The sequence below is a fragment of the Commensalibacter intestini A911 genome (genome assembly GCF_000231445.1).
Classification (GTDB): Bacteria; Pseudomonadota; Alphaproteobacteria; order Acetobacterales; family Acetobacteraceae; genus Commensalibacter; species Commensalibacter intestini.
On sequence record NZ_AGFR01000001.1, the window covers coordinates 1 to 12605 of the forward strand.

Annotated in this window: 12 protein-coding genes and 3 tRNA genes; 11 read left to right on the top strand and 4 right to left on the bottom strand. The window is 36.1% G+C overall.

From position 1 onward, the window contains the following. The first annotated feature begins 289 nt into the window (after positions 1–289). From CIN_RS00005 to CIN_RS00015, 3 genes are all read left to right on the top strand, one after another. Positions 290–961 carry a MarC family NAAT transporter gene (locus CIN_RS00005; protein ID WP_008852992.1) on the top strand — a complete coding sequence of 224 codons (672 nt, stop codon included), beginning with the start codon at positions 290–292 and terminating at the stop codon, positions 959–961. Between the two features lie 94 nt (positions 962–1055). Beyond that, complete coding sequence (locus tag CIN_RS00010) at positions 1056–2450, top strand: carbohydrate porin (protein WP_040363607.1); 1395 nt, start codon at positions 1056–1058, stop codon at positions 2448–2450. Positions 2451–2549: 99 nt separating this feature from the next. Further along, positions 2550–2807, top strand: coding sequence for a hypothetical protein (locus CIN_RS00015; protein ID WP_008852994.1), 258 nt, complete (start codon positions 2550–2552; stop codon positions 2805–2807). 184 nt (positions 2808–2991) lie between these two features. On the opposite strand, the gene CIN_RS00020 is transcribed toward CIN_RS00015, so the two are convergent. After that, positions 2992–3066, bottom strand: a tRNA-Thr gene (locus CIN_RS00020). A gap of 204 nt (positions 3067–3270) precedes the next feature. On the opposite strand from CIN_RS00020, the gene CIN_RS00025 reads away from it, so the two are divergent. From CIN_RS00025 to CIN_RS00035, 3 genes are read left to right on the top strand one after another with little or no spacing between them, the layout of a single operon-like run. Further along, positions 3271–4653 (top strand): paraquat-inducible protein A, encoded by a 1383-nt coding sequence (locus CIN_RS00025; protein WP_008852995.1) that lies wholly within the window; start codon positions 3271–3273, stop codon positions 4651–4653. A gap of 19 nt (positions 4654–4672) precedes the next feature. Then, complete coding sequence (locus tag CIN_RS00030; RefSeq protein WP_008852996.1) at positions 4673–6361, top strand: PqiB family protein; 1689 nt, start codon at positions 4673–4675, stop codon at positions 6359–6361. After that, entirely contained in the window at positions 6361–6999 is a 639-nt protein-coding gene (locus tag CIN_RS00035; RefSeq protein WP_040363608.1) for a PqiC family protein, read from the top strand. Before CIN_RS00030 ends, CIN_RS00035 begins: the two co-directional genes overlap by 1 nt. Before the next feature lie 295 nt (positions 7000–7294). On the opposite strand, the gene nusG is transcribed toward CIN_RS00035, so the two are convergent. From nusG to CIN_RS00050, 3 genes are all read right to left on the bottom strand, one after another. Continuing rightward, the gene (gene nusG / locus CIN_RS00040; protein WP_008852998.1) at positions 7295–7825 is read right to left on the bottom strand and encodes a transcription termination/antitermination protein NusG; all 531 of its coding nucleotides are present in this window, start codon (positions 7823–7825) and stop codon (positions 7295–7297) included. A 16-nt stretch (positions 7826–7841) separates the two neighbouring features. Further along, a complete protein-coding gene (gene secE / locus CIN_RS00045) occupies positions 7842–8030 on the bottom strand; it encodes a preprotein translocase subunit SecE (protein WP_008852999.1) in 189 nt (62 codons plus the stop codon). 109 nt (positions 8031–8139) lie between these two features. Continuing rightward, a tRNA-Trp gene (locus CIN_RS00050) sits at positions 8140–8216 on the bottom strand. 238 nt (positions 8217–8454) lie between these two features. On the opposite strand from CIN_RS00050, the gene CIN_RS00055 reads away from it, so the two are divergent. The 5 genes from CIN_RS00055 (at position 8455) to atpA (ending at position 12605) form a co-directional block, all read left to right on the top strand. After that, positions 8455–8528 (top strand) — tRNA-Gly (locus CIN_RS00055). 226 nt (positions 8529–8754) lie between these two features. Beyond that, the gene (locus tag CIN_RS00060) at positions 8755–9492 is read left to right on the top strand and encodes a radical SAM family protein (RefSeq protein WP_008853000.1); all 738 of its coding nucleotides are present in this window, start codon (positions 8755–8757) and stop codon (positions 9490–9492) included. 50 nt (positions 9493–9542) lie between these two features. Continuing rightward, complete coding sequence (locus CIN_RS00065; protein ID WP_139016908.1) at positions 9543–10061, top strand: hypothetical protein; 519 nt, start codon at positions 9543–9545, stop codon at positions 10059–10061. Positions 10062–10479: 418 nt separating this feature from the next. Continuing rightward, positions 10480–11067, top strand: a complete 588-nt coding sequence (gene atpH / locus CIN_RS00070; protein ID WP_008853002.1) for an ATP synthase F1 subunit delta — start codon at positions 10480–10482, stop codon at positions 11065–11067. Next, a complete protein-coding gene (gene atpA / locus CIN_RS00075; protein ID WP_008853003.1) occupies positions 11067–12605 on the top strand; it encodes a F0F1 ATP synthase subunit alpha in 1539 nt (512 codons plus the stop codon). Before atpH ends, atpA begins: the two co-directional genes overlap by 1 nt.

Consider the following 12605-nt stretch of genomic DNA (forward strand, 5'->3'; position numbering starts at 1 on the left):
ACATAAATAAAATTATATATAGTGTGTGCATAACATAAAAAAACCCATAATTGCTTATGGGCTAATATATATATAAGTCTGAAGAAGTTAAAAGCTAGTAGATGTGTATAGTAGTATCATACATCTACAGGTTGTAAAGAAAATATTGTTACAGTTTTGATTTTATTACTATTTTGTTGCAATATTGTTCTTATGACAATGGTTGTGTAGATAGAAATCTTCTATTTGCATGATCATATGCTTATTGATAACATTTGAGTTTGGTTTTTATTTATAATATATAGTTAAGATGATAGAATTTTTTGAAATTATAGGTATTGGGTTAGTAACTCTTTTGCCTTTGGCTAATCCTTTAACTGCAGTTGCGTTGTTCCTTAGTTTAACTGAGGAAATGAGTAAAGAGACGCGTAAACAGCAAGCTTTTATGGCTGGGGTATATGTTTTTTTGATTATGATTGTGACTTGGTACGCAGGTCAGATCGTTATGAATACTTTTGGAATATCAGTTCCAGGGTTAAGAATCGCTGGTGGGTTAATCGTTTGTTTCATAGGTTTTCAAATGTTGTTTCCTGTAAAAAAACTACATGAGGTACCTGAAGTACATTCTGTGACGGCAGAGTTGCAAAAAGAACCTGATACAAATATTTCATTTGTGCCTTTGGCAATGCCTGGTACAGCTGGACCTGGTACTATTGCAATGATTATTAGTAATGCATCCGCTGTAAATCAAGGTGGAGGCGTACATGTTTCTCAATGGGTATTAATTGTTGCTCCTATTGTAGTTTTTTTGATTATTAGTCTTTTACTATGGGTTTCATTGCGTAGTTCTACTGTTATTATGAATTTTATTGGTAATAGTGGCGTACAAGCAATATCAAGATTAATGGGATTTTTGCTTGTTTGTATGGGCGTTCAATTTATTATTAATGGCTCTCTTGATGTGGCAATAGGTATACATTGATTTATTCATTTATTTTTCACAACATCTTTATTTGACAATAAACTCTTTTTTGTGTTTTTGCTGATTGTGCGTTAATTATTAAGGTTTGGTGAAAATGTCTCAGAAAAGTAATTATAAAATATCTACATTATTTGTTTTAACTACTTTTCTGTCGATGGCTTACATGAATACAGCTAAAGCTCAGCAAGCTTTGCAAGTCAAAAAGAGTGAGTCGCTTCAACCTGTTGCACAGCCCTCTTCTGACGGAGATCCTTCAAAAGAATTATTCTTTAGTGGGTTAAATCAATACTTAAACCAATATGGTATTCAGTTAGGTTTAAATTGGGTGACTGAAACCGCTGGAGTTGTCAGTGGTGGTCGTCGAAAAGGTGCTGATTTTACTCAACAAATAGCATTTTCAGTGGATGTTGATTGGGAAAAAATAATTGGTTGGAAAGGCTTTTCAACTCATGCAATTATTATGAACCGTTCTGGTCGTAATGCGAGTGCTGATTATGTTGGTGATTCGCAGATCCAAGCACAAGAAGTTTATGGTGGTGGTTATGCGCGTTTGCTTCGTATGTATGATTTATATGCAGAGCAAAAATTATGGCGTGATAAAATCGATATTAAAATTGGTCGTATGAGTGTTGGTGATGATTATGCGCATAGTGCAATCGCATGTCAATTTATGTTGCTAACAACCTGTGGGCATCCACGAAGTACGCAATCTCAACAAGGGTTTTCTGATTGGCCTGGTGCTGTGTGGGGGGGGCGTATTCTTTATAAAATAACTTCTCAAAGTTATATACAGGTTGGGGCTTATCAAAGTACGCCTTGGCCTCAAGGTGGTAGAACTGGTTGGACTTGGGGGACTTCGGAGACAACTGGTGCATTTGTGCCCGTTGAATTAGGATATAATCCTGATATTGGCAAGAATCATTTGGTTGGTCATATTCATGTTGGCGCAGGAATTGATAGTAGTCGATTTAAAACATGGTCAGCACAAGTAACAGGTTCAGGTAAGAAAGATAATCGTTTCCAGTTTTGGATTCAATCAGATCAAATGATTTATCGTAATGATCCGATTGAAGATCATGGATTATATGTTATTGCAAATTATGGGCATGATGCTGCAACAACTTCTACCTTTAAAGATTTTTACAATATTGGATTTTTGGATCGTGGGTTTTGGCAAGCTAGATCTTATGATCAAATCGGTGTGATGTTAACATATTATACCGTACCAAAAGGGTTGAGCAGGGCCCAAGAATATCAAATTAATAATGGATTGGCGACGGGGGGAGCTAATGGTATTTTTGGTGGCTTATTAAATGGTGCTCCTGGGGTGCAGAGTAACAGTTTACTTCTTGAAGCCAATTATGGTGTTGCAGCTTATCGTGGTGTAATGATTATGCCTATTTTTGAATATTTTCATAATGTTGCAGCAACACAAAATACATATAAAGATGCAGTTTTATTTGGTTTAAAAACAAACGTTACTTTTTAAAAAATATCATGTATAAATTATAGCTATTAATTCGTTGAATTAAGATCGTATTTCAGGGTGAATACGATCCTATAAAATGAACAAGTGGTATGAATTAAAGTGATTAAAAAAGTATTTTTATTAGGATTTACACTTTTATCAGTAGCAGGATGTAATCCAGAAATGGGACGTCTTCCTTTTGAAAGTGATGTTAGTTGTTTGCGTAATCAATTATCTTCAGATATACATCCGACATTTCAAGCAGCTGCTAATACATGTCAAAAAGATGATCATGGTGCTCCTTTGCCATTACAATTAAAGGGTGCGTTAGATTTGCAAAAACAAGCTGAACAGGCGAATATTGCTTATACAAATTAATATAATGATATATTTATTCATTTAAGGAATAATGCGTATTATTATAATAATACGCTGTTTTCAGCTATTTTTTGTTTTATAGAAGTGTTAAAAAATGAGTAAAACAAATAAAATGCTTGGAAACTATTCAAATATATGTATTATTTGAAGTTAATAAATAAAAGCACTTATTTTAAAATAATAATGGTGCCGACACTCGGAATTGAACCGAGGACCTACTGATTACGAATCAGTTGCTCTACCCCTGAGCTATGTCGGCTTCTGTATCGTGCTTTTATATAGGAGCTGAGCATAGACTGCAAGAGTGATAGGGTATTTTTCTATATTTTATTTTGAAATATCTATAGATTTATCACAGTCTATATTTTGTTTTCTATAAATAAAAATATTTAAGCGTCAAAGGAAAAACAGATCTATTGTTTATTAGATTCTGACTTTCTATATTTGAGTAAGAGAGAACTTTGTGTTGGAGTGTAAAGAGTTAAACGAGACATTGTGTGTCGTTGATGAGGCAGTTGAGTGCCTTTCTTGTGGATTGGTTCAAAAATATTCAGAAGTAAAGCATGGCGAACTTATTGCCTGTCATCGGTGTGGGCGTGAATTATTCCGCCATCCGATTAGCCGCTATAGGGCAGTTCCTTTTTCTTTTGCGATATCATCTGCTATGTTATATGTGATGATGATTGCATTTTCGTTATTATCTGTGAATATTTATGGACGGACGAACTCTTTAGGGGTTTTAAGCGGTAGTATCGAGTTTATGAATCAAGGTTTAGGTGTTGTTGGATTTTTGGTTGCTTTAGCTGTAGTTGTCTTTCCCATAATAGCTATTAGCTTAATGTTAATGATTTTACATTTCTCAAGATATCAAAAACTACCTTATTTTTTCCCAAAATTGTTGCATTTTTATAAAGTATTACGTCCTTGGTCGATGGTCGAAGTGTATATCCTAGGGGTTTTTGTTGCTTATACAAAGCTAGTTGGTATGGCTTATGTAGAAATAGACTATTCTTTATATTCTATGGTATTGCTGATGATATCGATGAGTATTACGGATGCTAGTGTTGATTTTGCAGGGTTGTGGGAGCGTTGTCCTATTAAAACAACAACGACTTTTCACCAAAAACAAGTAGATGTCGGACATTATCAGTTACCTCAATTGCCACGTAATGATCGTATTGTATCTTGTGAGTGCTGTGGTATCGTACTGACAACAAATCAATCTGTTCATGAGGATGGGCATATTGGTTCATGTCCAAGATGTGGGAATAAAATACATAAACGTAAACCAAATAGTCTTAATCGCTCTTTGGCCTTATTGTTTGCTGCTTTTATTTTCTATATTCCAGCCAATTTATATCCTATTATGAGTACAACTATGATGGGATTAACTAGCAGCCATAGAATTTTTGGTGGTGTTGTTGAGTTATGGCAAAGTAACATGGTTCCATTGGCATTATTGGTGTTTGTTGCCAGTATTGCGGTTCCTGTTTTAAAAATATCTGGTATTGGTATTATGATTGGTGCCAGCTTAATGCGATCAAAAAAGTTATTAATTACAAGATCAAAGTTATTTGAAGTTATTTCTTTTATTGGTCGATGGTCAATGATTGATGTTTTTATGATTTCAATTTTGATTGCGTTAATTCATTTTGATGCGCTTGCAACGGTCAATGCGCATGTGGGTATTCTGATGTTCGCGGCAGTAGTTGTGGTAACGATTTTTGCTGCAGATTTTTTTGATCCACGATTAATGTGGGATTATGCAGGGATGAATAATTCTGAGTATGATTACCAAAGTAAAGAAATAGAACATTCATCTTTTATAGATGAATCAAATGGATAAATATTAAGTAAATAAAAATATGTCTCAAAATAATAATAATCAGGCTCCGTTTGCCACTTCGCGTAAAATCAAGTTTTCCTTGGTTTGGGTTGTGCCTATTCTTGTAGCAATTTTAGCTATTTATCTAGGTTGGAAAGCGATTGCTAATTCTGGTCCTACGATTACAGTTTCTTTCGAGACTGCAGATGGTATTGTTAGTGGTCAGACGCAGGTTAAAAGTAAATCTGTTGTTCTTGGTACTGTTAAAAGTGTTTCTTTAAGTAAAGATATGAGTCACGTGGATGTACAGATCGCGATGACCAGCCGTGCTTCATCCATTATTACCAGTAATGCGCGTTTTTGGGTGGTTAGACCTCGTTTTAATGGTGCAAGTATTTCAGGTCTCGAAACTTTAATTAGTGGTGCTTATATTACTTTAGATCCAGGTGATTATAAGGTTGGTAGAAGACAACGTTACTTTGTCGGTTTAGAAGCACCTCCTGGTGTGCGCTCTGGCCAGCCAGGAACTTCGTATGTTTTGGCAACTGATAATTTAGGATCTCTTGGGGAAGGTGCACCTATTTTCTATCGTGATACCGTGGCAGGGGAAGTGCTCAGTTACGATATGCCTGCTGGTGGTGTTGGCCCTATTTTATTGCATGTTTTTATCAAAAAACCTTATGATACTTATTTGCGACCAGATAGTGCTTTTTGGAATGTCTCTGGAATTAAATTTGGTTTTGGTGCAACAGGTTTAAATGTTGAGTTGCAATCGATTCAAGCTTTAATGTCTGGTGGTGTTGCGTTTGATGAGTTAGATCGTCCTACGGTAACAGATAAAGCGCCAAGTAATAAAGTTGTTGTTCCGACAAATACGAAATTTACTTTATATTCAGATAGGGACGCAGCTGAAAATGCGCGTTTCCGTGATAATGTGCCTCTTGTGACTTATGTGGCTTCTTCAGTCAAGGGGCTAGGGAAAGGTAGCCGTGTAACATTGTTTGGGTTGCAAATCGGTACTGTAAAAGATGTTGCTTTGATTATCGATCGGAAAGCTAAGCAAACTCGGGCAAAAATTACGATGGATATTCAACCTAATCGTGTATTTGCTTTTAGTAAGAAGTATGATTCTGCAACATTAGCGTTAATTACCAAGTCTTTAGTTGCTAATGGTATGAAGACAAGTGTTGCTAGTGATAATTTCTTATTTGGTAGTTCTTTAATTTCTTTGAATTTTGTTGATAGTAAGACTCCAATTGTTCCTCAAATGGAAGGGGACACACTGGTTATTCCAAGTCAAGCTGGTGGTATGGATGGTATTATGGCCTCTATGTCAACAGTTGCATCAAAGATTGCTGCAATGCCATTGGATCAAATGGGGCAGAATTTGAACAGTTTATTAGCTCATACGGATGATAAATTAAATAGCCCTGATGTTGCGAAGACGTTAAAAGCTATGCGTCAAACTATGCAAAACATGAGTGACCTTAGTAAAAAACTTAATAATGGTGCAACACCGTTATTAAAACAACTGCCAGAAATGAGCCGTCAATTAGATGATACGCTTAAAAATGCAAATAAATTATTGGCAAGTTATGGTGGGAATACAGATTTCCATCGTAATTTACAAGGCATGATTGTGCAGTTAAGTGAAACTGCTAGATCTTTGCGTTTCTTAAGTGATTTTATGACACAACATCCATCTGCTCTTATAACAGGACGTAAATAATGACGAATCTATCTTTTAAAAATGGGTTATCACGCCGCCATCTATTCAAAACTGTTATGGGTGGGGCTGTTTTAGCTACAACAGGAAGCGTATTAACAGCTTGTGGTAATGCTGGGCCGACATATTATACATTATCTTCTGTTCCAGGAATGATTTATCGTGGTAGTGCGTCAATTATAGAGGTGAGAACTCCTTCTTTGGCTGGTTTTTTGGATAAGGATCGAATTGTTTCTGAAATTAGTAATAATAAGCTGACTTTGTCTTCTTCTGATGCGTGGGGAGATAATGTTACGAATATGATTGGGAGAGTGATGATGTTGAATCTTGCTCAGCGTTTGCCAGATGCACGCATTTTCCTGCAGAATCAAGCAACAGAAACAACACCTCAAGTTTATGTAGAAATGGATATTTCTAAATTTAATCAGGATTCTTCTGGAAACGCAATTGTTACTGCTGATCTTGTGATTCGGTATAATGGTGATAAACCTGCTAAATTTAATCGTTTGTTAACTTTGCAAAAAACACCTGCTGATAGTGGCACTCAAGCATTAGTCGTTGCATTAAGTCAATTACTTGGTCAAGTCTCTGATACGGCGGCTGAAAATTTAAGGGATTTACCAGCATCATCTACTCTATAGGTTATCTATAGATATTAAAAAGAGAAGGGAGCTTTATGCTCCCTTTTTTATTGAGGTAATTTTGCACAAGGATTAGGTTTTACGAAGTTTTAATATTATAATTAGAAAGTTTTTGATCTCGTATTTGGAAGTTATGTAATTCTTTAAGTAGAAAAATCTATATATGCTTTTATCTATTAAGCTTGTGTATGAGTTAAGGGGTTAACTTTAATAGTTTCTGAAAATAATTTGACATAAAAAAAGCGCTTTATGATTCGCATTGATCATAAAGCGCTTTTAAAAGAGATATAAATACTTATAATTTTTCGACTTGATTATACTCAAGCTCAACAGGAGTTGAGCGACCAAAAATGGAAACGCTAACTTTTAAGCGACCTTTTTCGGTATCAACTTCTTCGACAACACCATTAAATGAAGTAAATGGGCCATCTGAAACTCTAATTTGTTCACCGACTTCAAAATTAACTGAAGGACGAGGACTATCCATACCTTCTTGAGCTTGTTTCATAATTTGCTCAGCTTCGGCGTTAGAAATAGGAGAAGGACGCATTCTATTGCCCAAGAAACCTGTGACTTTAGGTGTGTCTTTGACTAAATGCCAAGCTTCATCAGTCATTTCCATTTTTACCAGAACATATCCTGGAAAAAATTTACGCTCCGTATGAATTTTTTGACCACGTTTAACTTCGATGACTTCTTCTGAAGGCACTAAAATTTCTTCGATTTGACCATCTAATCCTTTTTGTTCAGCCTGTTCTTTAATTTGCTGAACAACTTTTTTTTCAAATCCAGAATAGACATGAATGACATACCATCTTTTTGCCATGACAGACCTAAATCTCCTATAAGCCAAACAAAGTTTGGATACCGAAGCCGATGGCTTGGTCTACAATAAAAAAGAATGCGGAAGCCCCAGCGGCCATTGCAAGCACGGCGGCTGTTGTGACTAATGTCGTGCGACGCGTTGGCCAAGTTACTTTCTTGGCTTCACTACGAACATCACGCAGAAATTTCGTGGGATTGACCGACACGAAACACCTTTCCTACTCAAAATAGCACCATATATTAATTTAATATATATGCCTGGTTAAAGGACAAGATGAATGTGGTTACATTCATGACATACTATAACGTGTCTATTGGCAGGGGTGGAGGGTCTCGAACCCGCAACCTCCGGTTTTGGAGACCGGCACTCTAGCCAATTGAGCTACACCCCTGCATGATCACTGTGTGACTTTAAACTAAAATCAATCCTTTTGCAAGGACGATCTCTTAAAATCATAGTAAGAGAAAAAGCAATGAAATGGGAAGAAAGTCAAGAGAAAAAATGATTAAAAAACATTTTTTCTAAAATATATAAAAAATTAAAAAAAAGACTTGATTGGATCGGAAAGTTTGCTAAAAGAGTATTACATTAATTGAACGTATGAGTTTGCGCTTCAATTCCTTGGTTTAGCGGGCGTAGCATAGTGGTAATGCAGTAGCCTTCCAAGCTTCTGAGGAGGGTTCGATTCCCTTCGCCCGCTCCAAATGATTAAATTTCCTCTTAAAATATTATAAGTTAACTAATAGTGTTGCAACAACTCATGTGAATATGTTTTGTTTGGCTTTTACGTTAGTAATTTTGCTGTTATGTGTAATTTGTTCTTTCAATTATATGTTAATTATTCTTTGTTGTTGATATTCAATCTTGTTAACATTTATTTGTAAAATGTTGGAAGTAATCTGTTTTATATTGATAAGCCCTTAATTTTCATGTTGTATAATTTTTTAAAAAAGATCATTCGTAGGAAAAATATTCCAGAAGTGGAAGTTGTTTCTGAGGTAGTCAAAGATGACTTTATAGGGTTTGTTGATGAGTTAAATTGTTCTTATGTATGTGGTTGGGTCTGTAATCAAGCGTTGCCGCAGGATCGTTTGGTGTGTGAGGCGGTTTTATCAAGTGCGGGTGAGGTGCTGATTTCTTCTATAGCCAATAAATTACATTATGAGACGATCAAGTCTATTGGTGATACAAGTTGTTGTTATGCTTTTTTTATTAAATTTCCACGGATATTGAACTCGGCTGAGCAGAAAGAGGTCTTTATACGTGTTAAAAATACCGAGTATACAGTTCCTTTTGCGCCTAATTTAAAAACAGATTTTCAGCCTTTTTTACATATGGCAATGGATATTGTTAATAACTGCAACTTGCGTTGTCCATTTTGTTTGTATGATTATTCGTCAACTAAAAAAACATTTTTTATGGATGATGACACAATTAATGCTGCTTTACGTTTTCTTCCATTTCTCCCTGATGGAGATTTTTGGTTTTCATGTTTGCATGAACCAACATTGCATCCACAGTTAATTGATTATCTTGCTAAAGTGCCCGAAGAATACAGAAAAAAGATATTTTTCACGACGAATTTGGCTAAAAAGCTGCCAGATTCTTTTTTGAATGGGTCGTTAACTCAGGGTTGCATCACCTTAATGTTTCTCTTGAATCGTTAGATTCTGAAATTTATGAAAGATTGCGTAAAGGGGCTAGGCAGCATATCTTTTTGAATAATATTGATAAATTAAAAAAAGCTCTTAAAGAATCTACGCATCCAATAAGTGTGCGTTATATTATCATGGCCTATAAATCGAATTTAAAAGAGTTGCCGACTTTGTTTGGTAAACTTCTCGGCGATTATAATGGTTCTTTAGTCGAGGTTAGAAGTTCATTTGATGCTCCTTTTATCTCAAGAGATTTTAAAGAATCAGAATTTTTGGATGATAATGATTGGGATTGGTTAGAAGCACAGCTGAAGTTGTTACCTGATAATGATAAAGTGGTGATTCTGCGCGAGTTGACTACAGAGGAGTCAAATGATGATGAGACCCCAGAGGATGTATTGAGTGGGCGTTATATGCTTCGTTTGTCATGGGATGGTCACTTAAAAGTATTTGTTTATGAATATTCAAGTGCTCTTAAGAAGAGGGTGGAAAAAAATATTTTAGAGACAAACGTTAAAGAGATTACAGATATTAATGTTTTTTATGATCAATTAATTGGTATTAGTAATAATAAAATCTAATAAAAATTCGTTTTGATATTGTTTGTTTTATTATGGATTACTAGGATTGTGTTGGGCTTATATAACTTTCTTCTGTTACTTTAAGGCAAAGTATAAAAATATTTTGGTGTTTATGCTTAATCTGTTTGTTTTTTTGCGTGTTCTGGGGCTTTTCTTTTTTTTAAAAATCTTTTATCTATCTCACAAGTTTAAAGTTACAGTTTTGTGGTTTTTTTGTTGGAATATGTTTGTGAAGTTGAACAGACTTGCAACAGTTTTGAATTAAACTATGAGTGAAGTGCTTTTTTAATTTTTGTTTTTGATTTGATTTGGTATAAAGTACATTTTATGAACGTCTATACCCTAATTGTTGGGAAGGTAGAGAAAGCTGTATAGCTTTGTTACTATATTCTAGAAGAGAAATGAAAGAATAAGCGAAGTGAGTACCGATACAACAATGGCTGCTAGTGCAGCATCAACCTTTACAGCGAATGATCTCAAAGGTCGCTATGCTACTGCTCTTTATGAGTTGGCTGAAGAAGAGCGAGTTTTGAATGAAGTCATTGATGAAGTTGAAAATTTATTGAACACCATCAATGAAAGCGATTTATTAAGAGGGGTTTTAAATAATCCATCTTTTGATACAGCGCAAAGCCGTGAGATCGTTGTTGGCACCTTAAAACAAGCTGGTTTTAGTCAATTACTTCAGAATTTTGCTGGTGTGGTTGCGAATAATCGCAGGCTTGGTAATTTAAAAGCTATTTTATTATCGTTTCTTGCTTTGGTTAATCTTCGTCGTGGATTGGTAACGGCTGAAGTAGTTACAGCGCATCCTTTGACGGACAAGCAACATGCTCAGTTAAAAGATCGTTTGGCTCAAGCAGGGTATAATAAAGTAAATATACAAGAGCGTATTGATACAAAGATACTAGGCGGCTTTGTTATACGCATTGGGGCTCAGCTTTTTGATGCTAGCCTTAAAACTCGTCTTAATCGTCTACATAATGTTATGAAGGGAGCCGCGTGATGGAAATCCGTCCCGCAGAGATTTCGGACATCCTTAAAAAACAAATTGCGTCCTTTGATAAAGAGTCTAACGTTGAGGAAACAGGAATTGTTTTGTCTGTTGGTGACGGTATTGCATTGGTTTATGGCCTGCAAAACGTCATGGCGGGTGAGCTAGTTTCCTTCGCGAATGGTGATTTAACAGGGATGGCATTGAACCTTTCCAGCGATCACGTTGGGGTTGTTATTTTTGGAAATGACAGTCAGGTTCGTGAAGGGGATACTGTTTCTCGTACGAATCGAGTGATTGATGTGCCTGTTGGTAAAGGATTATTGGGCCGTGTTGTTGATGGTCTTGGTAATCCAATCGATGGTAAAGGTCCATTAAAAGACGTTGAACGTCGTTTGGCTGATGTTAAAGCCCCAGGGATTATGCCTCGTCAATCAGTTTGCGAATCTATGCTTACAGGGATCAAAGCAATTGATGCGTTGGTTCCTATTGGGCGTGGACAACGTGAGTTGATCATTGGAGATCGTCAAACAGGAAAATCAACTGTATTGATTGATACCATGATTGCGCAAAAGAAAATGAATGCGCTGAATGATCCAAAGAAAAGCCTCTATTGTATTTATGTTGCTATTGGGCAAAAACGCTCTACAGTTGCACAAGTCGTTCGTACCCTAGAAGCTCAAGGGGTTATGGAATATTGTATTGTTGTTGCTGCAACAGCTTCTGATGCGGCTCCTATGCAATATATTGCACCTTATGCAGCAACTGCTATGGGTGAATATTTCCGTGATAACGGTATGCATGCATTAATCAGCTATGATGATTTATCAAAACAAGCTGTTGCATATCGTCAAATGTCCTTGTTACTTCGTCGTCCGCCTGGACGTGAAGCATATCCTGGGGATGTATTCTATTTGCATTCACGTTTGTTGGAACGTTCTGCAAAAATGTCAGATGAACATGGTGGTGGCTCATTAACGGCACTTCCAGTTATTGAAACCCAAGCGGGTGACGTTTCTGCTTATATTCCAACCAATGCGATTTCGATTACTGATGGTCAAGTTTTCTTGGAAACTGAATTATTCTATCGTGGTATTCGTCCTGCTGTTAACGTTGGTACTTCTGTGTCTCGTGTGGGTTCTGCTGCACAAAGTAAAGCAATGAAACAAGTTGCTGGAAGTATTAAGCTAGACTTAGCACAATATCGTGAAATGGAAGCATTTTCTCAGTTCTCTTCTGATCTTGATGCATCAACCAGAAAGCTTTTGGAACGTGGTGCACGTTTAACAGAATTGTTAAAGCAACCTCAAAATTCTCCATATACGATGGAAGAAGAAGTAGTCATTCTATATGCAGGAACTCGTGGATATACCGATGAGATTCCAGTAGAGAAAATTGCTAGCTTCGAAAAACAATTTATCGAAGTAATACGTTCTTCTGGTGCTGAAATTTTAAATGGGATCCGTGATGCTGCTCAAATTTCCAAAGAGTTGGAAGAAAAATTGGTAGCGTTCTTAAAAGATTTCGTTCTTAAGTTCAAGCAAGTTTAA

Coding starts and splice junctions, on each gene's coding strand:
- CIN_RS00035 (WP_040363608.1), top strand. CDS start 6,361: ATGACGAATCTATCTTTTAAAAATGGGTTATCACGCCGCCATCTATTC.
- CIN_RS00030 (WP_008852996.1), top strand. CDS start 4,673: ATGTCTCAAAATAATAATAATCAGGCTCCGTTTGCCACTTCGCGTAAA.
- atpA (WP_008853003.1), top strand. CDS start 11,067: ATGGAAATCCGTCCCGCAGAGATTTCGGACATCCTTAAAAAACAAATT.
- CIN_RS00060 (WP_008853000.1), top strand. CDS start 8,755: ATGTTGTATAATTTTTTAAAAAAGATCATTCGTAGGAAAAATATTCCA.
- CIN_RS00010 (WP_040363607.1), top strand. CDS start 1,056: ATGTCTCAGAAAAGTAATTATAAAATATCTACATTATTTGTTTTAACT.
- nusG (WP_008852998.1), bottom strand. CDS start 7,825: ATGGCAAAAAGATGGTATGTCATTCATGTCTATTCTGGATTTGAAAAA.
- CIN_RS00005 (WP_008852992.1), top strand. CDS start 290: ATGATAGAATTTTTTGAAATTATAGGTATTGGGTTAGTAACTCTTTTG.